The organism is Proteiniphilum sp. X52 (assembly GCF_003712195.1).
In the GTDB taxonomy this organism is placed as follows: Bacteria; Bacteroidota; Bacteroidia; order Bacteroidales; family Dysgonomonadaceae; genus Proteiniphilum.
Window position 1 is genome coordinate 295,903 of record NZ_RDSD01000002.1, and the last position, 26,687, is coordinate 322,589.

Annotated in this window: 19 protein-coding genes and 1 pseudogene; 7 read left to right on the forward strand and 13 right to left on the reverse strand. The window is 44.3% G+C overall.

The genetic code is table 11. The annotated features are described in order from the left end of the window. Window positions 1–79 precede the first annotated feature (79 nt). The 8 genes from deoC to D7D25_RS03570 all read right to left on the reverse strand — a co-directional run bounded on the left by deoC (window position 80) and on the right by D7D25_RS03570 (window position 8,450). Window positions 80–946, reverse strand: a complete 867-nt coding sequence (gene deoC, locus D7D25_RS03535) for a deoxyribose-phosphate aldolase (protein WP_122967573.1) — start codon at window positions 944–946, stop codon at window positions 80–82. 39 nt (window positions 947–985) lie between these two features. Next, window positions 986–1,327 carry a nucleotide pyrophosphohydrolase gene (locus tag D7D25_RS03540; RefSeq protein ID WP_122967612.1) on the reverse strand — a complete coding sequence of 114 codons (342 nt, stop codon included), beginning with the start codon at window positions 1,325–1,327 and terminating at the stop codon, window positions 986–988. 135 nt (window positions 1,328–1,462) lie between these two features. Continuing rightward, on the reverse strand, window positions 1,463–1,915 hold the full coding sequence (gene dtd / locus D7D25_RS03545) for a D-aminoacyl-tRNA deacylase (RefSeq protein WP_122967574.1): 453 nt from the start codon (window positions 1,913–1,915) through the stop codon (window positions 1,463–1,465). A gap of 6 nt (window positions 1,916–1,921) precedes the next feature. Further along, window positions 1,922–3,718: an excinuclease ABC subunit UvrC gene (gene uvrC, locus D7D25_RS03550; protein WP_122967575.1), complete on the reverse strand. Its 1,797-nt coding sequence runs from the start codon at window positions 3,716–3,718 to the stop codon at window positions 1,922–1,924. Window positions 3,719–3,810: 92 nt separating this feature from the next. Continuing rightward, window positions 3,811–4,335: an adenine phosphoribosyltransferase gene (locus tag D7D25_RS03555; protein WP_122967576.1), complete on the reverse strand. Its 525-nt coding sequence runs from the start codon at window positions 4,333–4,335 to the stop codon at window positions 3,811–3,813. A gap of 300 nt (window positions 4,336–4,635) precedes the next feature. Next, window positions 4,636–6,510 (reverse strand): tRNA uridine-5-carboxymethylaminomethyl(34) synthesis enzyme MnmG, encoded by a 1,875-nt coding sequence (gene mnmG, locus D7D25_RS03560; protein ID WP_122967577.1) that lies wholly within the window; start codon window positions 6,508–6,510, stop codon window positions 4,636–4,638. Between the two features lie 240 nt (window positions 6,511–6,750). After that, window positions 6,751–7,179, reverse strand: coding sequence for an rRNA maturation RNase YbeY (gene ybeY, locus D7D25_RS03565; RefSeq protein ID WP_122967578.1), 429 nt, complete (start codon window positions 7,177–7,179; stop codon window positions 6,751–6,753). A 38-nt stretch (window positions 7,180–7,217) separates the two neighbouring features. After that, window positions 7,218–8,450, reverse strand: coding sequence for a nucleoside recognition domain-containing protein (locus D7D25_RS03570; protein WP_122967613.1), 1,233 nt, complete (start codon window positions 8,448–8,450; stop codon window positions 7,218–7,220). A gap of 282 nt (window positions 8,451–8,732) precedes the next feature. Between D7D25_RS03570 and D7D25_RS03575 the strand changes: the two genes are divergently transcribed. From D7D25_RS03575 to pbpC, 3 genes are all read left to right on the forward strand, one after another. After that, a complete protein-coding gene (locus tag D7D25_RS03575; RefSeq protein WP_122967579.1) occupies window positions 8,733–9,515 on the forward strand; it encodes a helix-hairpin-helix domain-containing protein in 783 nt (260 codons plus the stop codon). Between the two features lie 150 nt (window positions 9,516–9,665). Continuing rightward, window positions 9,666–15,239, forward strand: a complete 5,574-nt coding sequence (locus D7D25_RS03580; RefSeq protein ID WP_122967580.1) for an alpha-2-macroglobulin — start codon at window positions 9,666–9,668, stop codon at window positions 15,237–15,239. 115 nt (window positions 15,240–15,354) lie between these two features. Beyond that, on the forward strand, window positions 15,355–17,790 hold the full coding sequence (pbpC, locus tag D7D25_RS03585; protein WP_122967614.1) for a penicillin-binding protein 1C: 2,436 nt from the start codon (window positions 15,355–15,357) through the stop codon (window positions 17,788–17,790). A gap of 10 nt (window positions 17,791–17,800) precedes the next feature. On the opposite strand, the gene D7D25_RS03590 is transcribed toward pbpC, so the two are convergent. Then, window positions 17,801–18,073, reverse strand: a complete 273-nt coding sequence (locus D7D25_RS03590; RefSeq protein WP_255417163.1) for a hypothetical protein — start codon at window positions 18,071–18,073, stop codon at window positions 17,801–17,803. Between the two features lie 15 nt (window positions 18,074–18,088). Between D7D25_RS03590 and D7D25_RS18145 the strand changes: the two genes are divergently transcribed. Continuing rightward, the gene (locus D7D25_RS18145) at window positions 18,089–18,328 is read left to right on the forward strand and encodes a transposase (RefSeq protein ID WP_122967615.1); all 240 of its coding nucleotides are present in this window, start codon (window positions 18,089–18,091) and stop codon (window positions 18,326–18,328) included. A gap of 560 nt (window positions 18,329–18,888) precedes the next feature. Continuing rightward, on the forward strand, window positions 18,889–19,557 hold the full coding sequence (locus D7D25_RS03605; RefSeq protein WP_122967583.1) for a nucleotidyl transferase AbiEii/AbiGii toxin family protein: 669 nt from the start codon (window positions 18,889–18,891) through the stop codon (window positions 19,555–19,557). Between the two features lie 697 nt (window positions 19,558–20,254). On the opposite strand, the gene D7D25_RS03620 is transcribed toward D7D25_RS03605, so the two are convergent. Continuing rightward, window positions 20,255–20,860: a TetR/AcrR family transcriptional regulator gene (locus D7D25_RS03620; protein WP_122967586.1), complete on the reverse strand. Its 606-nt coding sequence runs from the start codon at window positions 20,858–20,860 to the stop codon at window positions 20,255–20,257. A 1,345-nt stretch (window positions 20,861–22,205) separates the two neighbouring features. Here D7D25_RS03620 and D7D25_RS18755 point away from each other — a divergent pair. Then, window positions 22,206–22,786, forward strand: a pseudogene (locus D7D25_RS18755) (DUF6734 family protein); the annotation flags it as partial. Between the two features lie 171 nt (window positions 22,787–22,957). Continuing rightward, entirely contained in the window at window positions 22,958–24,856 is a 1,899-nt protein-coding gene (locus tag D7D25_RS03630; RefSeq protein WP_370453826.1) for a TonB-dependent receptor domain-containing protein, read from the forward strand. Between the two features lie 303 nt (window positions 24,857–25,159). On the opposite strand, the gene D7D25_RS03640 is transcribed toward D7D25_RS03630, so the two are convergent. From D7D25_RS03640 to D7D25_RS03650, 3 genes are all read right to left on the reverse strand, one after another. Then, complete coding sequence (locus D7D25_RS03640; protein WP_122967590.1) at window positions 25,160–25,951, reverse strand: hypothetical protein; 792 nt, start codon at window positions 25,949–25,951, stop codon at window positions 25,160–25,162. A gap of 215 nt (window positions 25,952–26,166) precedes the next feature. Continuing rightward, window positions 26,167–26,343, reverse strand: a complete 177-nt coding sequence (locus D7D25_RS17930) for a hypothetical protein (protein ID WP_158602528.1) — start codon at window positions 26,341–26,343, stop codon at window positions 26,167–26,169. A gap of 125 nt (window positions 26,344–26,468) precedes the next feature. Continuing rightward, on the reverse strand, window positions 26,469–26,687 hold a 219-nt coding region (locus D7D25_RS03650), incomplete at its 5' end, for an integrase core domain-containing protein (protein ID WP_148038839.1).

A 26,687-nucleotide genomic window follows, 5' to 3' on the forward strand; every position in this document is an offset into this window, starting at 1 on the left:
TTTGGGGAAATAGCGGCAATTCCGTCAACACGGGGCAAGTGGTGCTGATTAATTACGAATCATCTCATTCCTTAAATCATCAACCTTCTATCTTTGAGAGAAGGTTATCCGCCAGTCGGCTGGCCCCGATACGGAACAGGCTGTTGTGGCACCATTCTTCGCCAAGTGTCTCTTTTATAATGGTATAGTATTTAACCGCATCTTCTGTGGTGGCAATTCCTCCGGACATCTTCAGGCCGATTTTTCTTCCGGTTTTGGTATGATAGGAGAGAACGGCATGGCACATCACATACGCTGCTTCAGGGGTGGCGCCGGGATACCCTTTTCCGGTGGATGTCTTCAGAAAGTCGGCGCCGCAATAGAGTGACAAGATGGCGGCATTGTGGATATTCTTCACATTTTGTAACGCACCGGTCTCAAGGATCACTTTCAGTGAGGCGTGACGGCAGGCTTCTTTTATTTCGGTAAGTTCTTCACACATCTCTTCATATTCACCATCTAAAAATTTTCCCACGTTGATGACTACGTCGATTTCATCCGCTCCGTCTGCCACGGCCAGCGATGTTTCCGCTACTTTGATCTCGCTGAAGGTTTGGGATGAGGGAAATCCTCCTGCCACACAAGCAATCTTTACATCGGCAGTCAATGCCTCTTTCACCGTACGGGCAAAATTGGGATACACACAAATGGCCGCGACATTGTCCATTTCCGGATTAGAGCCGTCGAATTTGTTAATCTTTTCAGCAAATTTCCAGATGCTCTCATTCGAGTCGGTAGTGTTGAGAGAGGTGAGGTCTATACAACTGTACAGTTTTTTGTAAACTCCCGGATTGTTATTTTCGCTGTATTTTTCGGCGATAAGGTCGTTTACTTTTTTCGAAACCTCCTCGTCCGTCAGTGTGAACGGATGCGTATCGATTGCTTTGCTATATTTGTTTGTCTCCATCGTTTTTTGTTTTACGCTATTTATATGTCCTCTTGAATGTTATTTGTCAGTATTATCTTGTAATTTTTTGTTGTTCAGATGTCTGTCAGCATCTCTCCGTGTCTTTTTCCCTATGTTTTTAACTAACGCTTCCTCCAGATCTACTCCGGTTTGGTTGGCCAGACAGAGTAATACCCAAAGCACATCGGCCATCTCGTCTGCCAGATTTTTCGACAAGTCTGATTTTTTAAATGACTGGTCGCCGTAGGTGCGTGCCATAATCCGGGCCAGTTCGCCGATTTCTTCGGTGAGGATAGCCATATTGGTCAGCTCACTGAAATAGCGTACACCATAGGTTTTGATCCATTCATCCACTTGTTTTTGGGCCTCTTGTATCGTCATCTTGTCTCGTGTCTGTTGCTGGTTACTTTCTGCGATTCGTCCGATTTTTCCGTTCATCCGGTCACTCTGTCATCGTCATCCCGTATCCCCGGTCATCCCTCGGTCCCGGTTGCCCTCTCTCCCCGGCCTTTCTATCTATTCCCTGTTCCTGGAATCGATCCAGATGGTTACAGGACCGTCATTCACCAATTCCACCTGCATGTCGGCACCAAATTCTCCGGTGGCTACCTGCTTTTTGAGCATATCCGACAAGATGACACAAAATTGTTCATAAAGAGGAACCGATATTTCCGGTTTGGCCGCGCGCAGATAGGAAGGGCGATTTCCCTTTTTTGTGCTGGCATGCAGCGTAAATTGAGAAACGACTAATATCTCACCGCCGGTTTCGAGCACCGATCGGTTCATAATCCCCTTTTCATCGTCAAATATACGTAAATTTACCGTTTTTTTGCCTAAAAAAACAATATCTTCTTCGGTATCGGCTTCTTCTATGCCCACAAAAAGCAACAGACCCTCGCCAATACTGCTTGTCTTCTCTCCGCCGATATGGACGGACGCTTTTTTTACCCGTTGAATAAGTAGTCTCATAATTGGTCATTCTCCTCCTCTTATCCACTTCCAAGCGATCTCACCTTTACTCTTTCCGATCACAGAAACGATCTCTTCTTTGGTTGCCTCTTTAATCCTTTTAATACTTTTGAAATGGATCAGTAATCTCTTTTTTGTTTCGGGGCCGATACCTTTGATCTGGTCCAATTCCGACGTTGTTTGTGATTTGCTTCTTTTTTGCCGGTGAAAGGAGATTCCAAACCGGTGCGCCTCATCCCGGGCCTGCTGGATAAGCTTTAACGTTTCCGAACTTTTATCGATGTAGAGTGGGACAGGGTCTTCCGGGAAATAGATTTCCTCCAGACGCTTGGCAATACCGATGATCGCAATTTTTCCGTATAATCCGATTTTCTGAAGCGATTCCACAGCAGCATGCAATTGCCCCTTACCTCCGTCAATGACAATGAGTTGGGGCAGGGAAGCGCCTTCGTTAAGCAGCCGAGAGTAGCGTCTTTCCACAATCTCACGCATCGATGCGAAATCATCGGGCCCTACAACGCTTTTCACATTGTAATGGCGGTAATCTTTTTTCGATGGTTTGGCTTTTTTGAAAACGACACAGGCTGCCACCGGATTTGTTCCCTGAATATTGGAGTTGTCGAAGCACTCGATATGCCAGGGAATTTCTTTCAATTGCAAATCGTTTTGTACTCCCTTCAGAATGCGGGTTGCCCGTTGTTCGGGATTGAGCATCTCCGCCTTTTTAAGTTTATCGATCTTGTATTGCTTCACATTCTTTTCCGACAGGCTGAGGAGTTTTCGCTTTTCACCTCTTTGAGGAATGGTGAACTCTACTGCCGGCAGTTTCAAGTCCGGCATAAAGGGGACAATGATCTCTTTCATGTCACTGCCGAACCGTTGACGCATCTCCACAATCCCCATGCCCAGCAATTCTTCGGGAGATTCATCGAGTTTCTTTTTGTATTCGAATGTATATGCCTGATTCACAGCGCCATTCACCACATGCAGGTAGTTGATGTATGCTGAATTTTCAGCTTCTTCCATCGAGAAGACATCCAAGTTATAGTTTATATTGCTTACTACCTGCGATTTCTCCCTGAAATTCTGGATCAGCAGCAGTTTTTCCTTTAACCTGTGTGCCTCTTCAAAGCGCAGTTGTTCCGCAAGGGCCTGCATATCTTCATGAATCTGTCTTTCGATAATTGCCACATTTCCTTTCAATATCTCAATGATCTCTTCAATATTTTTATTGTAGTCTGCCAGTGATTGCAAAGCCTCACACGGCCCTTCGCATTGCTTGATATGATACTGGAGGCATACCTTGAATTTTCCGGCGGCAATATTTTCGGGAGTCAGATTGAGCCGGCATGTGCGTATTTTGTATACGCGCCTGAAAATATCCAGCAGGGCATTCACCGATTGTACCGACGTATAGGGGCCGAAATATTTGGAGCCATCCTTCACTACATTCCGGGTTTTATAGACCCGGGGGAAATATTCGTTTTTCACCACGATAAACGGGTAGGATTTGTCATCCTTCAGCATCACGTTATAACGGGGTTTTAGCTGCTTGATCAGGTTGTTTTCCAGTAGAAAAGTATCCTCTTCCGAATTGACGACAACATATTTTATCTTCTGAATCTTTCTAACCAGGATGCGCGTTTTCGGATGTTCGTGATGTTTGTTGAAATAGGACGAGACCCTTTTTTTCAGATCCTTGGCTTTACCGACATATATCACAGTGCCGTTCTCATCAACGAACTGGTAACAGCCCGGTTGATGCGGAATAACAGCAAGCGTATTTTTAATTTCATCGGTCATAAAAGGGTAGGGCTTTGTTTGAGTGGGCCGTGGAGATCACTTGTGAACTGTAATTGATTATCTGTCATTGCTCTCGGAGATATCCCGGGCGTTTAGAATTTGATAACCGAATTTACTTCCACTTCTTTCGGGAAATGATCTATACCTTTCAATTCTTCCAGCTCTATGAGGAAGTTGATGTATATCTTTTTCACACCCAGTTTTTTCACGAGATTGTACGCCGCCACCATGGTCCCGCCGGTTGCCAGCAGGTCGTCGTGCAGCAATACCACGTCATCATTCGACAACGCATCTTCGTGGATCTGTATTGTGTCTTCCCCGTATTCTTTGGTGTAGGTTTCCTCAATCACCCTATAGGGAAGTTTGCCGGGTTTGCGGATAGGTACAAATCCCGCACCTAATCGGATCGCCACGGCAGGGCCCATAAAAAAACCTCTGGACTCAATTCCCACCACCTTGGTGATTCCCCTCTCCTTGTATCTTTCATACAGTATGTCCGATAGTTCTTTCAGGTGAGAAGGTGATTGAAACAGGGTGGTAATGTCTCTGAAAAGAACTCCCGGTATTGGGAAGTCCTGGATGTTCCTGACTGCTGAAGTAAGTGTTTCGATACTCATTTTTTGTTTTAAAATTAGTCGTTTTGTGTCGCTTTCGCTCCTCGATTTTCAATTGTGTCGCGTCCGCCCCTGAATGATTATTGCGTCGCGTCCGCTCCTGAATGATTAATTGAGCCGCCTTCGCTCCTCAGCACTCAATTGAGCCGCCTTCGCTCCTCAGCACTCAATTGAGTCGCCTTCGCTCCTCGATTTTCAATTTTCTCGATGGCGGAGTATACGCGGGGTTATGCTCCTTTGGCTTGATGAAAGTGGCTTGATAATTTGTTTTTTTTGGATGTTCCACGTGAAACATTTGAGATCTCAGCGCCCCAACAACACAAGCAAAACGGAGATGTCGTTGGGTGAGACGCCCGGTATTCTGCTTGCCTGGGCAATCGTTTCCGGGTTGATTTTCGTCAGTTTTTGTCGTGCTTCCGTGGAGAGCGATTGTATCTCATTATAGTTGAATTTGTCTTTGATGCGGATATCCTCCAGACGGGTAATCTTGTCGGCCATGATCCGTTCCCGTTTGATGTAACCATTATACTTTATCTCTATGTCGGCCGACTCTATGATTTCCTCTTTGCGCTCGTCGATAGTATCCAGCAGTGCTTTGAGAGGAGCGATTTGCTGTGCCATCAACGATAAATCGATGTGCGGCCTTGTCAGCAGGTCGTGCAGTTTCACTCCATGCTTCAATGGTGCTGTTCCGATATGTTCCAGGAAAGGATTGATCCGGTCTGCCTTGACGGAGAAATTACGGACAAAATCGATGATCTGTGCTACTTTTTCTTCTTTGCGCTGGAGTAATCGCAGCCTTTCGTTGGTCGCCAGGCCTATCTCGTGCGCCTTTTTTGTGAGCCTTTCGTCGGCATTGTCCTGACGAAGGAGGATGCGGTATTCAGCGCGTGATGTGAACATCCTGTAGGGTTCATCCACCCCTTTGGTGATCAGATCGTCGATCAGAACTCCTATGTAGGCTTCATGCCTGCGCAGTACGAAGGGAGATCCTCCGTGGCAATTGATGTGGGCGTTGATGCCGGCAATCAGGCCTTGCCCGGCCGCCTCTTCATACCCTGTGGTGCCGTTGATCTGTCCCGCAAAAAAGAGGTTTTTTACCGGTTTTGTCTCGAGTGTGGGATGCAATTGCCGCGGGTCGAAAAAGTCATATTCTATGGCGTATCCCGGACGGAAAATATGCACATTCCGAAAAGCCGGGATGCGTTGTAAAGCCTTCAATTGTGTCTGTAAGGGCAGGGAAGAGGAGAAGCCGTTGAGATAACACTCATGGGTTGTTTCGCCTTCCGGTTCGAGAAACAGTTGATGGCTTGTCTTGTCGGAGAAGGTGACGATCTTGGTCTCTATACTGGGACAATAACGGGGTCCTATACTTTGTATCTGCCCATTGTAGAGAGGTGAGTCGTGAAGTCCTTCCCGTAAGGCGTCATGCACCTCCTCGGAGGTATAGGCTATCCAGCAGCTTTTTTGTCGAAGTGTCCGTCGCACTTCGGGAAGATAAGAGAATTTATGAAAATCCACATCTCCTTTTTGCTCTTCCAATAGGGAAAAGTCGACCGTTCTGGCGTCAATACGTACCGGCGTGCCGGTCTTCATCCGGTCGGTGGTGAATCCCAGATCACGCAGCTGTTCCGTTATTCCGACAGAGGCCGGTTCGGAAATGCGGCCTCCGCCGATCTGTACCTTGCCGATATGGATCAACCCGTTGAGAAAAGTACCGTTGGTAAGTACCACTGCTTTGCAGAAGAACTCCACCCCCATGCCGGTCTTTACTCCGGCAATGGTTGAATCCCTACAGATAAGTCCGGTCACCATATCCTGCCACATGTCCAGATTAGGCGTATTTTCGATGATATCACGCCATGTTTCGATGAACTTTATCCGATCGCTTTGTACCCGGGGACTCCACATGGCAGGACCTTTTGAACGATTCAGCATACGGAACTGAATGGCGGTTTTATCGCTCACTATCCCAGTCTGTCCGCCCAATGCGTCAATTTCACGCACAATCTGCCCCTTGGCAATACCACCAACGGCGGGATTGCAGCTCATCTGGGCAATCTTGTTCATATCCATCGTGATCAGCAGTGTCCTGGAGCCCATATTGGCGGCGGCAACAGCCGCTTCGCACCCGGCATGGCCTGCCCCCACAACTATGATATCGTAATTGAATGTCATTTTTTTATTTTCAGAGAGCAAAGATACTAAAAAAGAAAAAGTTAACTGTCGATGGGATGTTAATTACCGATAAGAATAAGTCAACATGCTTTGTTTCAGCTGAATATGTGGAGATGCGGGAGATGGTCGCCATATCTCTCCGGAAGGATCGGCAGAGTAGGTCTCACCCGCTATTGATTTCTCTTCCTGGCAGCGATTGGTTTTTTCCAAGGGTCTTTATATATGGCGGGAATCACAGAGTCAATTCCCGCTTTCTTTTCTCAGCTTGAGAGCTCTTTCTTCAGCCTCTTTCATCTGTTTGCTTTCGGAATCCGATTTATCGTTGAGGCCGCATAGATGAAGCACACCGTGGATAATGACTCGGTATAACTCCTCCTCGAAATCAGTGTGATATTGAATTGAATTTGACAATACCGTATCGATACTGATAAAGATATCTCCCGACATACGTTCACCTTCGGAATAATCGAATGTGATGATATCGGTATAAAAATCATGTTGCAGGTATTGGCGGTTAATTTCCAGAATTTTTTCATCGGTGCAAAAAAGATAGGAAATATCGCCGGCCTGTTTTCCGTAATTTTTCACGACGTTTTTTATCCAGTTGGCAGTCTCCCGTTTTTTGATCTTCGGGAAATCTATGTTTTCAGCGTAGAAAGTAATTGCCATTTTATTAACATTTATTTGCTTGGAGAATCCCCTGTTTATTATCCGAAAAAGAGGTAGGCCACAAAAATGGCGGCAATAATACCTGCCAAATCGGCCAAAAGCGCATAGGGAACGGTATAGCGGGAATTTTTGATGTTCACCGCGCCGTAATAAACAGCCACGATATAGAAGGTGGTGTCGGTAGCTCCCTGCAGCACGGAGGATAATCGGCCGGTAAATGAGTCGGCTCCGAAAGTCTGCATGGCGTCGATCATCATCCCCCTGGCACCACTGCCGCTTAGTGGTTTCATCAGTGCGGTAGGCATCCCATCCACCCAGCGGGTATCGAGACCTGTCAATGCTACCAGGTCCCGCACTCCTTCCATCAGGAAATCCATCGCTCCAGAAGCGCGGAAGACCCCAATGCCCACCAGTATGGCAATAAGGAAGGGAATAATGGTGACAGCAGTCTTAAAACCCTCTTTTGCTCCGTCGATAAACGCATCGAAGATATTGATCCGGCGGCGTAATGCCTTTACAATGAAAAGCACGATAATAGTGAAGAGAAAGATATTCGCGGCAAGTCCGGAGACCATATTGATCTGTTCCTGCGACATCGACCGGAAGAGAATGATTGTGCCGATGATAAGGACGGCTATGCTCAATACAAAACCCATGATCGCCTTGTTGAAGATAGTGATGCGTTGTTTCATACACACGGCAATCATGCCGGTCACAGTAGAGGAAAAGGTGGCGATCATAATAGGGATAAACACATCGGCAGGATTGGCGGCACCCAATTGTGCACGATAAACCATAATGGTGACGGGAATCAATGTCAAACCCGATGCATTCAGGATCAGGAACATGATCATGGGATTGGAGGCTTCCCCTTTTTTCGGGTTAATCTCCTGTAGTTCCTGCATCGCTTTCAACCCGAACGGTGTCGCCGCATTGTCAAGTCCCAGCATATTGGCGGAGAGGTTCATCAGGATGGAACCCGAAACAGGATGATTCTTGGGTATATCGGGGAAAAGACGGGAAAAAAGAGGAGAGACAGCTCTGGAAAAAAGCTCCACCATACCCCCCCGTTCACCTATCTTCATCACGCCCAGCCAGAGCGACAACACCCCCGTTAATCCCAAAGAAATTTCGAATCCGGTTCTGGCAGACTCATAGGTGGAATTCATGATCTCAGTAAAGACGTTTACATCTCCCAAAAAGACGAACTTTACCAAAGCCACCACGAAAGCGATCAAAAAAAATGCAATCCAAATGTAATTCAATACCATACCTTGCGGAAATCTTTGATTTGACGGATATATCAGCGGAAAAAGATTCACCAAAGATACAATTTATGACTATTTATTAAAAAGAAAACAATATAATTTCTAACTTTAAGGCAGTTTAATGTGCCAATGTGCCAATTTGCCAATGTGAAGAATGTGGCAAACAACGCTCAACGGAGCGAAGCGTAGTGAATATGCCAATGAATTTGGATGGCACGATGATTTAATAATTTAATTGGCACATTGGCACATTGGCACATTGATTAATTAGCACATTACAAAGACATGCGCTGGAAAGATTTCCTATATTTTCAAAGAAGTTCAAAAACGGCGGTGATTCTGTTGCTTGTTCTTATTGTGTTGACCCTTATTTTGAATGCGCTCCTAAGCTACAGGAACTCGTCGGATGTCATTCTGATACAGAATGACTCGCTGGTTCGGGAGTTTGAGGAATTTCGGCGTGCATCAAAGGTAAGGGAATCTTCCGCCGTTGCTGTTCCAAACGAGAGAGGGGTTCCATTAAAGCGGAAAAGTTGGTCGGACAAGGTCGACTCTGCCGATAAGAGCTTGTCTCGTCAAGGTGGGAGGAATGCCACAGAAGAGTATCCCCCGCAAAGCGGTGATATCTCATCCTTCCGTGCTGCTTCCCCGTCCATAGAGAAACTCTCCCAAGGAGAAACGATATCCCTGAACAAAGCCGATACGTCCGAATGGAAGAAAGTGCCCGGTATCGGTAGTGTGTATGCCTTCCGTATTGTGAGGTACCGCGACTTGCTGGGCGGATTTGTATCTGTTGAGCAACTATTGGAAGTATATGGTATTGATCAGGAACTTTTCTCCCGTATATCTGTTTATATTGAACCTGATGGCAATTTCCGCAGGATCCAGCTGAATCAATCGGATTTCAAGGAATTATTGCGTCATCCCTACCTGAATTACAAACAGGTGCAGGCTATCATGGGACTTCGTCGCAAAAAAGGCGATATCACTTCTATCCGGGAACTCTCCATCCTCGATGAGTTTACTTCCGAAGATATCCTCCGCCTAGAACCCTATCTGGAGTTTTAAATAATGATTTTATGAATCAGCGAATTGACTTGGCTTTTGTATCTAAATTTTGATTGTATGGAACGAGCACCTGAACCCTTATTACCCTCGAACATTACGTACAGTATGCGAGTTCCATGCCACCTTAATGCTAAAAATAATTATTGTCGTATGAAACGAACATCTCTCCCTTTTTTTTCTGTTTTATTTACGGTTGTTCTCTTGCTCTCAACCGGATGCAATACAAAGGGCAGTAAGGGAATTGACCCTGAGTTTGCCCGCTATATCTCGGCATTTACCTATGGAAACGTTTCTTCCGACGCGTTCATTCAGATAGAACTTGTGCAGGAAATCCCTGCCGTGGAATTGAACGCCGAGGTGAAAGAGAAACTGTTTTCGTTTTCACCGTCACTGAAAGGGCAGACTTTCTGGGTGAACGGGAACACCCTCCGCTTTACGCCGGAGGCGGGGGCCTTGGAACCCGGAAAGGAATACAATATTAGCTTTCACCTGGGCAAGGTATTGGATGTGGAGGAAAAATTCCGTCAATTCAATTTTTCCATCCGTGTGAATGAACAGAGTTTTACCGCCGACGTAGTTCCGTTTTCACCCATGAGCGTGTCCGATCTGACCTGGAACACGGTGGAGGTGACGATGAATCTGTCCAATCCCGTTTCAGCCGACGACGTAGCCGAAATGTTCAATGTGAAAGGGACGCGACATCCGAAAGTCCGGGTAATGCCTGCCGGCGTCTCATCGTTTCGCGTTTTGATAGACAGCCTGCAGCGGACGGATAAACCCGGACAATATATGCTGACCATCGACGGGAAAGCAATTAATTCAAAAAAGAAACTCGAACATACCATCGATATTCCCGCATTTTCAAAAGAGCATTTTGAAGTGACGGATGTGCGTGTGGTACAGGCTTCCGACCCTCATATCCGGCTGACTTTCAGTGATCCGGTTTCACAGACGCAGGATCTGGAAGGATTGATCCTGCCCTCCGGTGTGAAGAATTTCACTTACCGTATCGACAAGAATGTGATCAAAATATATCCCGAATCCCTGCCCAAAGGACAGATGGAGCTGCAAATCCATGAGGGTCTTAAAAACAACTCCGGATTGAGCCTCGACAAGACTTATCTCTACCAACTGCAGGTGGAGGATGACAAACCGCAGATAAAATTTGAGAAGAGTGGAAATATTCTTCCCAACTCGGAGCAACTCTTGCTTCCGTTCAGTGCTGTGAACCTCTGGGCCGTGGATGTGAAAGTGATAAAAGTATATCGCGACAACCTGCTTTATTATCTGCAGTCCTCTTCCCTGAATAATAACCAGTCAGGTGGAGAATTACGCCGATTCGGGCGGTTGGTAATGAAAAAACGGATACGTCTGGACAGGGACAAACAGTTGGACTTGTCAAAATGGAACAACTTCACCATCGATCTTTCCCGGATGATCGGGAAAGATCCCGGCGCGCTCTATGCGGTACAGCTCTCGATGCGATCCGATTATTCGCTCTATCCCTGTGAGGGAATCAGGCCGCAAGTTCCTGATGATGTGAATATGAAACGCTTCTCTGATGATGAGATTTCCGAAGAAGATGAAGCCCTATGGGATGAAACATCGCCTTATTACTACGAGCCGGTCGACTGGAGCGGTTATAAATGGGAGGAGCGTGACAACCCTTGTAAACCAACCTATTATATGAGTTCCGAGCGCATGGCACAGACCATGCTCATGGCGTCGAACATGGGTATCATCGCCAAAGCCGGGCAGGGACATACCATGAGTGTGGCCGTGACCGATATTCTCTCCACCGAGCCTGTCTCCGGAGCCGAAGTGACCATATACAACTATCAGATGCGGGTCATGGGTTCGGCTAAGACCGATCGCAACGGCTTCGCTGAGATCGATTACAAGAAAGGGCGACCGTTTGTCGTGACGGCAGCCAAAGGGAATGATACCGGCTATCTGGAAGTGGAAGAGCAGGCGTCGTTATCGCTCAGCCGGTTCGATGTGGGCGGAAAAGAAATACAAAGAGGGCTGAAAGGCTATGTCTATGCCGAGCGGGGCGTATGGCGCCCCGGCGACACCATTTTCGTATCGTTTATTCTTGAAGACAAGGAGAAAAAATTGCCGGAGGGACACCCCGTGACCCTTGAGGTCTACACCCCCCGGGGACAATTCTATCAAAGACAGGTGAAGAGCGACGGCCTGAACGGGTTCTACACTTTCACCGTGCCGACGGATCCGGCCGCGGAGACCGGTGTCTGGCAGGGACAGGTAAAAGTGGGCGGTACCACCTTCCATAAGTCACTTCGCATAGAAACCATCAAACCTAACCGGTTAAGGGTGCGTTTGGATACCGACTCCATTATTGACGCGTCAAATGGCGTTATCTCGGGTACGCTTACATCGCAATGGCTGCACGGCGCGCCGGCTTCGAACCTGAAAGCAGATATAGACCTGACGCTCTACGCATCAGAGAACCCGTTCAAAGGATATGTCGGCTATTCGTTCAATAATCCGATAGTGAAATTCGAGACAAGCAAGACGAAAATATTCGAGGGGATACTCAATGCTTCGGGTGTGGCGGGAGTCAATGCCAAAGTCCCGGTGGCCGAAAATGCGCCGGGGATGTTGCGGGGGAATATCCTTTCACGCGTGTATGAGACCGGTGGGGATATGAGTTTTTATGCACAGACGGTCTTTTACTCGCCTTATAAAACCTATGTGGGAGTAAAGGCACCCGCCTTGCGTCCCGGCGAATTCCTGGAGACCGACAGCCCGATCCCGTTCGAGGTGGTTACGGTGGATGCTTACGGCAAGCCCGTTTCGGGAATTGTGGAATACACCGTTTATAAGCTCAACTGGAGCTGGTGGTGGAATAGTACGCAGGAGGATCTGGGGTCGTATGTGAACAATACTGCCGCCAACATCGTGTCAAGCGGGGAAGTAACCCTCACCCGCGGAAAGGGTAAAATCGATTTCCAGGTGAATTATCCCGATTGGGGACGCTACCTGCTTCTGGTGAAAGACAAGACGGGCAAGCATGCCACAGGAACGGTCTTTTATGTCGATTGGCCATTGTGGCGTGGACGCGCGGCCAAGAGCGACCCGGAAGGGCTGACCATGCTGTCATTCTCCACCGACAAACCGTCGTATGAAACCGGGGAGAAAGCCACGGTTATCATCCCCAAGAGCTCCGAAGGCCGCGTGCTCGTCAGCATCGAAAACGGATCGGGAATCCTTCATCGGGAATGGGTGAAAGCTTCCGGTGAGGAAGACACCAAATATGTGATAGAGGTCACCGAGAAGATGGCGCCCAACTTCTATGTGTTCGCCACCATGCTGCAACCGCACGCGCAGACGGTGAACGACCTGCCTATCCGGATGTATGGTGTGGTGAATGTGGGTGTGGAGAACAGAAACAGTACTCTCGAACCGGTTATCCGGATGCCGGATACACTTCATCCTGAAAAAGAGTTCACCATCTCGGTATCGGAAAAAACAAAAAAACCGATGACCTATACGCTGGCCATCGTGGATGAAGGGTTACTCGATCTGACCGCGTTCAAGACGCCCAATGCGTGGAGCGAGTTTTATGCACGTGAAGCCCTTGGCGTGCGCACTTGGGACCTGTTCGACCGCGTATTGGGGGCAAACACCGGTATGATGGGATCTTTGCTGGGTATCGGCGGTGATGAAGCGTTGAAGCCGTCACGCGACAACGTGAACCGCTTCAAACCCGTGGTGAAGTTCATCGGTCCGTTCGAGTTGAAAGGAGGTGAGACAAAATCGCATACGATCCGGCTTCCGCAGTATATCGGGTCGGTACGTGTGATGGTAGTGGCCGGTGGAGACGGTGCCTATGGCAACGCCGAGAAAACCGTCGCAGTGAAAAATGAGCTGATGACACTTTCCACGCTTCCGCGCATCTTGGGGCCGGACGAGGAGGTATGGCTCCCGGTCAATGTCTTTGCCATGGGAAATAGCGTGAAAAATATACAGGTTACCATTCAGACAAAAGGATTGCTCAAACCCACCGATGGGACCACCAAGAGCCTGTCGTTTGACAAGCCGGGCGACAAAATCGTTTTCTTCAAACTGGCATCCGGCAAGGAAACCGGGGCAGAACAAGTGGAAATCAAAGCCACGGCTAACGGTAGGTCGTTCACGGAGACCATCGATATCGCGGTCCGTAATCCGAATCCGCCCATAGTACTCACACAGGCAAAGATCGTCGAACCCGGCGGATCGGTAACGCTCGATATTCAGACCGGGAGTGTTCAGCCGGATGATTGGGCTACCCTCGAACTCTCGCGTTTGCCGAGCGTGAACTTCAGCCAGAATATGAATTTCCTGCTCGAGTACCCGCACGGATGTACCGAACAAATCACTTCGCAGGCTTTCCCGTTGCTCTACGTGGAGCAATTCACGGTATTGAAAGAAGACGAAAAGAAGCGGATGACCGCGAAAGTGAACGAGGTGATCCGGATGCTTTCATCCCGGCAATTGGCCGATGGAGGGTTTATGTACTGGTATGGAGATAATTACTCCTCGGAATGGGCAACCACCTACGCCGGACATTTTCTGGTTGAGGCGAAAAACAAAGGGTATGAGGTGCCGGAAACCGTGTTGTTGCGATGGACCCAGTTCCAGAAGAGGCTCGCACAGAACTGGCTGCCCACCAATCCCCACCGTGGTTATTACGCTCTTTCGATGGTCGAACTCCAGCAGGCGTACCGCCTCTACACGCTGGCGTTGAACGGAAGTACCGAGCTCGGAGCCATGAACCGAATGAGAGAACTGTCCGGTTTGTCGCTGCAGGCACGCTGGCGGTTGGCAGCTGCTTATGCCCTGGCAGGAAGAAAGGATGTCGCCAATTCGCTTGTCTTTAACCTGCCCGATGAGGTGGAAGACTATAGTTTCAATAACGACACCTATGGAACATCGGCGCGGGACAGGGCGATGATACTGGAAACATACCTGTTGCTCGATAATGTGGAAAAAGCGATGTCGTTGGCGCCGTCAGTGGCACAATCATTGTCGTCGGATTATGTCACTACCCAGACTGCGGCGTTCGGACTGGTGGCAATGGCGAAACTTGCCGCGCAAGTCGGTTCGGGAAATATCGATGTCGGCTGGACGTTGAACGGCAGAAATATGGAGAATGTGAATACGCCCAAAGCGATTTATCAGGTAGACATAAAGCCGGACAAGAGTCTTTCGGCAAATCTCACCAATAAGGGAAAAGGCAAGCTCTATGCGCGCCTTTCGGCCAGGACAATTCCACAGGTCGGTACGGACCAGGAACCGACACAAGGGCGGTTTCGGATGACGGTGAGGTATGTCGATCTGAACGGCAACCCGCTGAGTGTGGAGTCGCTCCCCCAGGGAACGGAATTCACGGCGGTGGTGACTCTTCAGAACAGTGCCGAACAGGCCTTTACTGATCTGGCGCTGACACAGGTATTCCCGTCCGGTTGGGAGATTTTCAATGAACGGATGCTCGAAGCGGATGCTTCCGCTCCCGATGGAGGATATAATTACCGCGATATTCGCGACGACCGGGTACTGACCTATTTCAACCTTGGTGCGGGACAAACGAAAACATTCCGCGTGCGTTTGCAGGCGGCATACCGGGGTAATTATTATCTGCCGCCGGTATCGTGCCAGGCAATGTATGCGCCGCGGGAACAGGCAAGAAACAGAGGTGCGTGGGTGAAGGTTGTGGAATGATGAAATAAGCCGCAAGATTGGGTTGCATACATTCCGTCGAAAAAAAGATGGGTGAGGGGAGATGGGTGAGAAGCTAAAAGGTGTAAAGAAAACTGGAGAGTGGATATCCCTATGCATGAGTAGACTCCTACAGTGGTTTTACGTGTTGCATTCACGGAAAAAAATTGCCCTGTCGGTACTTGCTTTCCTGTTGGTCTGGTATCTCTTTTCTTTACCCGGCACCTTGTTCGACGCACCATACAGTACGCTGGTGTCGGACCGGAACGGTGAACTGTTGGGAGCCCGCATTGCATCCGACGGACAATGGCGCTTCCCTCCGGCCGACAGCGTCCCCGGGAAATATGAAATCTGCCTTATCCAGTTTGAAGACAGGCATTTCCGTTATCATCCGGGCGTAAACCCTTTGGCGCTTGGCAGGGCGATGACGCAGAACCTGAAAGCGGGTAGGGTGGTGAGCGGCGGAAGCACCATCACCATGCAGACCGTCCGGCTGACGCGCCGGAATAAACGCACCTATTTCGAAAAGTTCATCGAAGTGATCCTGGCTACCCGGCTTGAATTATCATACTCAAAAAAGCAGATTCTGGCCTTGTATGCTTCCCACGCGCCGATGGGAGGAAATGTGGTGGGTATCGATGCCGCCTCGTGGCGTTATTTCGGACATAGCGCTGAGTCGTTGTCATGGGGGGAGGCGGCTGTGCTGGCCGTATTGCCCAATTCGCCCGGGATGATGCACTTCGGCCGTGACCGGGAAGGATTGTTGAAGAAGCGAAACCGTCTCTTGCGACAATTGCTCGATGACAATACCATTGACCGGACAGATTATGAACTGGCCGTGTCGGAGCCATTGCCCGACCACCCGCATCCTTTGCCGCAGATCGCACCTCATTTGGTGACGCAGGCTTTTTTACGAAATCCCGGAGACCATATCCAATCCACCGTCGACAAACACCTGCAAATGCGTGCCGAAGAGGTGTTAGACCGCTGGAATACCGAATTTTCGCAAAACGGCATATTTAACCTTGCCGCGTTGATTGTCGACCTGCAGACCAACGAAGTGCTTTCCTATAACGGGAACGTGGGATTCGGCGCCAATGCCTACGGCAGCCAGGTCGATATTATTCAATCGCCCCGCAGCACAGGCAGCATACTCAAACCGTTCCTCTATTGCGCCATGTTGCAGGAGGGTATGCTGCTCCCCGCGGAGTTGCTTCCTGACGTTCCCATCAATATAAACGGTTTTGCCCCAAAGAATTTCAGCCTTGCATATGACGGGGCGGTACATGCCGATGAGGCGCTGGCGCGCTCATTGAATGTCCCGTCCGTGGTTTCGCTACGGAGGTATGGCGTAGCGAAGTTCTATGATCTTCTGAAAAAGGCGGGGATGACCACCCTCAACCGGCCGGCCGACCATTACGGGCTTTCCCTGATCCTCGGAGGCACGGAGGGCACGTTATGGGATATTGCCAACGCCTATGCCCGGATGGCACAGACCGTGACGGATTATACCCGTGAGGCGACATACTATGAGTGGGAGAATTTCAGACTGTTGCGTGATCATCAGCCACGAGAACGGCACGTTTTCGGGAAGCTAAATGAGCAAAGTCAATCAAGTTCGAGCTTTGCCATGACGAAAAATAGCGCGCCAAGATCGAAACCGGATGAATCACCCTTGTTCAACGCCGGTGCGGCGTGGCTTACCTTGCAGGCGCTGACCAATGTGAACCGGCCGGAAGAGTTGAACTGGGACTTTGTGCCCTCTGTCCGGAGAGTGGCATGGAAAACAGGTACCAGTTACGGATTCCGGGATGCCTGGGCGGTAGGCGTCACACCCAAATACCTTGTCGCCGTATGGACAGGCAACGCGAGCGGTGAAGGCCGTCCGGGACTCACTGGGGCACGCACGTCGGCGCGGGTGATGTTCGACCTGTTTAATATTTTACCTGCTACCGGGTGGTTCGAAACGCCTTACGGGGAGCTGGCCGAAGCGGCTGTATGCCGTGAAAGCGGACAGTTGAAGGGAATGTATTGTCCCGAAAGCTCCATCGATACCCTGCTGATTCCGGCAAGAGGCTTGCAGGGGGCGGTCTGCGGTTACCACAGGCGGGTCCACCTGTCTGAAGACGGACAGTACCGGGTATATGAACAATGTGCGGGTGACAGGGGTATCCGTTCCGTTTCATGGTTTCAGTTGCCCCCGTCGTGGGAATGGTACTACAAGCAACGGCATCCGGCTTACCGCTCGCTCCCCCCTTTCTCTCCCGAATGTGATTCCGGAAATATCTCCGACGCGGTGATGCAGTTTATCTATCCCTATCCGGGAGCGATACTCAGGATAACCAAACAATTGGATGGTTCACGGGGGAAAGCCGTTTTCGAGCTGGCACACCGGAATCCCTCCGCACGTGTCTTCTGGCATCTCGGCGCGGATTATCTGGGAGAAACATCCAATATTCACCAGATGGAACTCTCGCCCGATCCGGGTGAACATACCCTTACCGTAGTCGATGAAAATGGTATCTCGTTATCAATACGGTTCAAGGTCGACTGATTTTGATTTTTCATTTATTCAACAATGAATATAACTCTTGAATGTCTTTTTCCTCATTTAACAATATCTTTTTCGCGTTTCTGTCAGGGTAAACCAAAATAAAATCAGGTATTGCGGAAATTTGCCAATCGCTTTTCAGTTTCTTGTCTGTGAGCCACAAACTCCGCCATTTAATGTTTTCTTTTTCCATCAATGTATTCCAATCATCAATGGTGTTACTTTCGTCTGTGGTAAGATAAACCAAATTCAAATTTTCTTTTGTCTTTTCATAAATTTCTTTCATCAATGGTATTTTTTTATGGCAAGGACCGCACCACGAGGCACGCAGAGTCAGGTTGGTGAGATCTTTGGAGAGATTTACGGGGAGCACTATGGCAAGGCCGGCATCCCGCACATGATCGATTACCCGCGCTCCGATGCCGGGAGATGGTTAAACCGCCCGCCGGAGAGTTATTACCCGATTGTTTTCGCGGATACCATTCATGTCAAGATCCACCGTAAACGATCCGTGGCCACGGAAGCCTTCCATGCATTCTAACCTATTATATTTTTTTATCATATTGAAAATAAACAGATTAAACTCCATAAAAGAGAGCAATTCTTACCTTGTTTCCCACTTGCTTTTCTATAAAACAGATGAAAAGTAAGCAAACCCTACTTTATTTGCAAAAACATTATTAATACCTCTATCAATGTGATACCAAATGAAGTTTCAAGTTTTCTTAGCCATTGGTAGCGCACTGCCTGTTAACGTATTATTGGTTGAATTGCTTGTAAGAGAGGGCAAAAAGCAGTATATTTGTGATAAATAAAAACAGAAATTATGTTTAGCGACTGGAGAGAAAAAACAGAATTTACACGTATTCATCCCCGCTTTTTGTGGGAGTATGAATATTCAACCATAGACTGGTACAAAATGAGGCACATTGTGGTGTCTCGTATCATCGAGCGAGGTTGGATTAATGACTATTACGCTGCCATAAATTTATACGGGGGGATGGATAATTTTAAAAAAATTATCACGGAAATCCCCCATCTCTCCGACAAGGATATGGATTTTGTATGTAAATTGTTTGACTTGAAAAAAGACAACTTGTTATGCTACAAAAAGAAACAGTTGAGAGAAGCACATTTGAACTCTTAAAAACGCTTATGCAGGATGAGAAGCTCAATCAATTCAACTTGGCCGGGGGTACCGCTTTGGCGTTGCACATAGGACATCGCAAAAGCGCTGATTTGGATTTATTCACTCAGAAAGACTTTTCTGCATCCGAATTATCGGAATATTTAACCGCGGAATACCATTTTATCAACGACTTTCAAAGCAAGAACACATTGAAAGGGTATATAGACAATGTGATGATCGACTGTATGGCTCACAAATATGAGAATGTAAAACCCATCATCCGGGAACAAGGCATCCGGCTCTATTCAATAGACGATATTTCGGCAATGAAATTAAAAGCCATTGCAGACAATGGTACGCGTTTAAAAGATTTCATCGACATAGCCTGCCTGTCCAATCAAATGAGCTTTAAGCGAATGCTGCAGGCATACGAACACAAATACCCATCCAGTAACCCAATGCGAGCGGTGCGAGGGTTATTGTATCACGATGATATCATAAAAGAACCCATTCATCTGTTAAAAGGCAGATACGACTGGTCGAATGTGGAAAGTCGCCTGAATGAAATGGTAAAAAACGAAAATGTGAAATTCATTTCATACCCTTTTGATGAAGGGCTGAATGTATCAAGAAAAAGATAATCAGCCACAGTAAAATAACATCGATACCAAATAGAAGATCCCGGAGAAGCCCGCCGGCAAAATAAAGGTATCGCTTTTCAAGGGGATTATCACAGGTCTACCGAATATCGATTACCCGCGCTCCGATGTCGGGAGATGGTTAAACCGCCCGCCGGAGAGTTATTATCCGCTTGTTTTCGCGGATGCCATTCATGTCAAGATCCTCCGTAAACGATCCGTGACCACGGAAGCCTTCCATGGGGTTCTTGGTGTGAAAGAGGACAAAATTCCTCTTGCCTTGCACAAGGACAAGCAAGTTACAGGCTACGCCGTTAATCCTTGTGCAAGTATCGGAATTAAAAATACAGATCAAGGATTAGTTGAAAAAGAAAAAATGAATAATTTTGTTTCAAGGCTGATAAAGAAACTAGACTGGAGACACACTCAATGTAACACTACCTGTATGCGTTATTTCTTGTTGCTTATTCAAAGCATAATACCTTGATTTAATTCCATTCTGCCTCAGAATAATACTACGGGCCCTTGAAGATTTTCCCGATACTTTCCCCAAAAAATCTTCCATTTCTTCATTATACATAGGTTCATTAGGTAAATAGGAAGATGTCCGATTAATATAAACATCTTTTTTCATAATTGGTACTATATGTTTGGTATTTATTTGCACATATTATTTCAATCGTGGGCTATCATTCAAAAACTAAGCTTTTATCTGGTCATAAAAATTCAGGTACAAATCGAGTAATTGGTTATAGTTAAAGCGTTCTATCATTCCTCTCGTATATGAATAACCATGGAAAATACTTTGGAAAACTAATGCAGTAGAGGGAATATGGATATTATCTTTTATTTCCCCTCTTTCTTTGGACAATTTGAGAACTTTTTCCCAAACAGCTACCTCATGATTCAGCAATATTTCTACTTTTTCTTTAAAACCTTCATAATATATCAATGCATTATTAATCAGATTATAATAAGATAAAATAGCATTACTTTGTTCGGCTACCTCAAAAAAAGACTTTCTTGTTGCCATTACCCCATCCACATAATTGAGAATAAATATCCTCAATCCTTCCTCCTCATTGTATGATACTTTCTTAGAAATATTTTGTTTTTCAATTAGATATTTATTTATAACAGCATGAAATAATGTTTTTTTATCTTTCACATAGTAATAGACCGCTCCTCGTGTCATGCCTATGGCTTTTTCAATATCCGCAAAAGTGACCTCTTTGTAACCATTATGCAAGAAAAGTTTGAAACATTCCCAAAGAATGGTGTCATAAGTATGATTATTTGTTCTCATATCAATTTTATCAATTATACAAAAATAATACTAAATATTTTACCAACAAAGTATTCACTGTTTTTAGATCGTGAAAGTATACGTTATTTTCACGTCTCTTTCGAAAAAGAAATCTTGGTTTTTCTAACATTCTATGCTCTTTCCATACTATTCATCCAAATGGATAATTTTTTTTATAAAGAAGGAATATTTTCATTTGTGATTCTCATCTAAAAACTGTAATATTGCATCATACTGAATATTTAGTTGGTATTATTTTATGCAATTTATTAATATCCTCTAGGTATTTACATGATAAATAACTTTATGATTATCCGCAATTGTTCCTATTATAAATACGCGATTTGAAGTCTGGAGGATAGCTGACAGCGGCGATTAGAAAGAATCTAAATCCTATGGCATAAAATATAAACAGTATGCAGCATCCAAATGTTCGGTTTAAAAATTTACAAAACTTTAATTAAAAATGTCGCTTAACTTTTTGTCTCAAATAAATTTGCAAGTCAAAGGTCTTTCCGAATCTATAGATAACTCTAATAATTAGATTTCTCTACCAATTCCGAATACGGATTAATGTTTCTTATTTCTATCTCTTTAATATGATAACAGTTTATTTTTGCAGCATCTAGGAGTTTGTTTTGATCCAGTTATGAGTCGTAGTTCTGCTAGGTTCCTCGAGCAAGCTCGCTATTTTAGAATATTTAACAATGAAAACATACTAAACGTTTAGTGTGTGATGAAATATTTATTTATATTTGCAGAGAAGATGTGTGACAAGAAATTGAATACATAGCTGTTTAGCAAGCGTGACTGAACCTATTATTCCTTCTATCGTAGCCTAAAAGTACATGCGACGGGATTAATTCTGTTGTGTGATGTTTTCTTGCCAAAGCCCCTGTATACAAAAAAGAATGAATTTTGAGGGGATACAACTACCACCAACATAAGGCGGTTAAGGAGGCGAGATTCTGCTATACGAACAACTATGTAAACCACTTCACTTTCGTAACAAACGGGAGACTATAGAGTTGATAAGCCTTGAACAAAATTGTGAGATGCGGGATAACTTTTTATGCAGGGTTACACGGACAAAGTGCTGGCAGTAAATGTGTGGATTCTAACCTACGGGTTTTAATTTGAAATCGCTCCTAATGAATTAATAAAGTGAGATTCATATCCTTCGTATCTTGTAAAATTACAACCATTATGAAAATAATACAATCTTTTTGGGGAGGGAAGTATAAAAGTATAGAAAATTCTTATGGTTGGTGGGATCATAGGTTCCATCACCAATGTACACATTGTGCTTGACGAACTGAATGTATTACCAAACGATCTATGGGCAATGGCAAAAATAAAAACATATTCATTGCAGAAAGAACCATTTTTACACGTAGATGGGATGTTTTTATTTTTGAACCTTTTCCCGAAAAACTACTTGAATCTCATCTTATTGCTCAAAATCAAGAACTCACCACAAAATATTATCGGGATATGTGGGCAAAAATCCATCCTCATTTAGAATATCTACCGCAACAAATGGAAGATTTTCATTATGAGCGTAGTAATATGGCATACAATATGGGAATAATTGATGCCATGAAATATATGTATATATTATTAATTTTTATTATCGTTAATATTTTTAACGCTCAGGCTGAAATAGTTAAATTATCAGGAATTGTTAAAACAGAAAATGATATATCTCTTGAATTAGCTAATGTGACATTAAAAAACGACAGTTCTGACAAATTATTAGGTACTTCTACCGACCAGGAAGGTCAATTTGAATTTCAAGTTTCCCCCGGACAATATACGCTTACAATCAATTATCTGGGATACGAAACTTATACTTCTGAAATTCATATTAATGCAAATATTGATATTGGAATTCTCCATTTAAAAGCAGATGCCCGTTTATTAAATGAATTAATTGTTTATGCTCCCAAAAAATTATTTGAACGCAAAACCGACAGGTTGGTATTTAATGTTGAAAATTCTATTATCAGTACAGGTGGGGATGCGTTGGATGTTTTGCGTGTAATACCCGGATTGAGAGTACAAGGAGAGCAAATAAGTTTGATTGCCAAGGATAATATGATTGTTTCAGTTGATGACAGGGTAATCCCACTTGATGGTGAGAGTTTAACAAATTATCTCAAAAGTTTCCAGACAGAAAATATACAACGAATCGAAATAATTACCAATCCGCCGGCAAAATATGATGCTGAAGGGAACAGCGGTATTGTCAATATTATTACGAAAAAAGGATTTAACGATTCCTGGAATTTGAATTTACGAGGAACATATAAACAAGGAAGATATCCGGATGGAAATGTTGGGACAGATTTTAATTATAAGAAAGATCGACTGTCTATCTTTGCCAATGTCAGCGCCAACTCAGGTAAAGGAATTTATCACATGAAAAATTTTATATATTATCCAACAGAAACCTGGGTACTAACTGCACCTTTAAATAGTGTCTACAGAAATTTCAATACGAATATAGGATTAGATTATAAGATAACCAATGCCTGGAAAATAGGTGCTTTATATTCAGGTAACTGGGCCCGTTATCCCGAAAAAGTCGATAATATAAACACAACAGTTTATGATCAGAACAGTTTGGTAAAAGAAATGATGTCCTCTATAAGGCAAAATCATGGTGATAATAATTTAAACGCCATTAATCTCAACAGTATTATAAACCTTGACACACTTGGTAAAAAAATATTGGTTGACTTGGACTATTTCAAAAGAAACGGTTTCGGTTCGGAGGACAATTCGGGTAGTAGATACAAACCCGATTTAAGTCTTATTCCAGATTCCTATTATGCGCATAAAAATCAAAACAAAGGCATAGTGACAAATTATTCGGCTAAAATGGATGTTGAATTACCTTTGCAATGGATTAACATAAATTTGGGAGGAAAAATATCATTTTCCGAAAATAAAAACGACTATATATTTTATGATAACACCACGGGAAATTTAATTGTAGATGAAAATCAAACCAACGTTTTTCGGTATCGGGAAAATATACAAGCTGCTTATCTTTCAGCACAGAAACAAATTTCGAAAAAGGTTCAGATTCAAGCGGGGCTTAGGGTAGAAAATACTGCAACTGAAGGATATTCCAAAACATTGAACCAGACAGACAAAAACAGTTATTTAAAATTGTTTCCAACATTTTATTTTCTGTATAAAATGAAGGACAACCAGTCGATATCACTAAATTATAGCCGACGCATTGGACGTCCACCTTTCAGTTCATTGAATCCATACAAATCATATTTCAATGCTTATGATTATAATGAAGGGAACCCTTTCCTGCAACCTTCTTTTTCAAACAATCTTGAAATCTCAATGACAACTTCTAACCTTGAACATAAATTGTGGTACAGCTACACCTCCGGCGATATATTTCAGTTCCCCTTTATTGATTCTGAGACACAAGTTGTACGACATTATCCTCTTAACTGCATAAATTATTATAGCATAGGGCTATCTGAATCGTACAATTTCAACAAATTTTGGTGGTGGAATTCTTTTAATAGCATAGCCGGTTATTATATAAAGAAAAAAGGTACAATTGAAGAAGCAATACCATCTATTAGTACATTTAGCGCAAATATCAGTACAAACAACGATTTTATGCTTAATAGAAAAAGAACAGTTATGCTAACGTTAGGTTTTTATTATGAATTCCCTTATTTGTCGGCACTTGGAGAAACTGATGCACGTTGCTATATGTATAGTGGCATTAGAGTCCGTTTGCTTAATGATGGCCTTACATTATCCTTAACAGCCAATGATATATTCAAAACCGATCATTCAAAGTTAACTCTCAAGTCCAATAATATTAAATATGTATATGATAATATTCCGGATTCCCGTTATGTTCGACTGTCCATAAGTTACAAATTCGGTAATAAAAAGATTCAATCTGAACAGCGTAGCGTAGGAAATAGAGAAGAACGAGGAAGATCACAATGAATATATATATTCCCTCCCCTCATTATCCACTACAAACAAATTAGTCCTAATATATAATGCAGGCAAGAGAAAATTGTTTTCTGTCGGATTAAAGATAGAAATTTTCAACTTATGGCACAGGTTTTCACAATCGTCTTTCCTGAATTGTTCAAGCTTAAGTATCAAGTTTATTTCCTCTTTCTGCGGATAGCAAGCAGTTAATAAGATAAGAATAGCAATAAAAAGGATGTGAGTTAATTTCATGTTGGAATAAAAGTAATATAAATCTTCATCGTCTTTTTTAATAAAGTATAGCTTAGAATATTAAAATGCTATTGTTATTTTGTCAGAATTAACATTACCGGAATATAAATTATATTCACCTACTACTTTCGGCAATGGTGTTTTTATTTTATTAAAAAGTTCTGCATAAATATAGTCTGGCAAAAATGGCTCTACACAAAATGTGAAATTGCCCTTCAATAATTTAAATGCAACAAGATTGTAATTATCTTGATAAATTTCTCCTGGTTTAAGAAAAACAAACAAGTCTTTAAACTTATGCAATATATTTTCTGGTGTTATTTCCGATGTAGAATAGTGTGTTTTGAGCATGTTGGATGAATCATTATTCTCTCTGCAATTCTCTCTATATATGTATTCATAAATATCTGCCAATTCATCGTTTACAAAATCAATAGCATGTGAAAAACTAAAATCCACAGTGTCATTATATACATACCAGCCTTTAAATAAGTGGGCAGAATTGCTAATTTCTACCGTGTAATTATTGTTACTGTAATTACCATGATTTTTTGCTCTTTTTAAATAATTTGGATTTAAATACTCTCCTATAGGATATTGAAAAAGAGTTCCATACGGTAAATTTGGTAATCCGCAACGACTGTTCGAAACTTTCGGAAAATATAAGTTAGAGTCGGAATTATTTCTATAGGTAATAATTAATTCTGGATAGTATATTGTTGAATCTTTTTCGAAAACATCGTATCCTTTGACCCACTTTGCCGACAGTTCAATACTTATTTTTTGAGAATAAGCAAATTGACCTTGTAGCAATAACAGGCCTATTATGAAGTAAAGTTTATTTGTTTTCATACTAACTAATGTAAGGGATATCTAAAAGCAACATTATTTGTCCATGGGAAATTTATATGACTCATCAATTTAAATTGAGGAAATCTTGTAGCCCAATCTCGAATTTCATTCCTCGCAAAACTACTGTATTTAGTTCCGCCTAAAGTATTTTGATAATTATATGCATGGAAATCCAACATGTCTTTGAATCCTTTTTGTCCTAATATACTTGCTGGCTACCCCATTAAGGCTGCATACTGAGAAACATGGATAAATTCATGTCCCATAGAATAAAAAAGTTGTTTTGCACTTGAAAATGCGATATTTCCATTAAAATGTACTTCTGAATTGCCAGTAAATTTACCTGATAAAATTCTTGCTCTTGTTGCGGCTGGAGCATTAGCTGCTTGCATTCTCGCCTGCGCATCTCTTGGAACATTTTCAACTGTAAATACTAAGCTTCTCCCCTTTCTTAGACAGTTATTGCTATCAGATAAGTTAGTTTCCCGGTACCGCCCCGCGGGGCGGTACCGGGAAACTAAGCGGCCACCCGGAACATCTCTTCCGGGGTTTTATATCCCAATGACTGATGGGGGCTTTTCCTGTTATAAAATTCCATATAATCCTTTATTTTGTGATATAACTCCAATCCATTGTCGGATGGTTCCAGATGGATTTTCTCGTATTTGAGGCTCCGCCAGAACCTCTCGATGAAGATATTGTCGATTGCGCGGCCCTTGCCGTCCATGCTGAACCT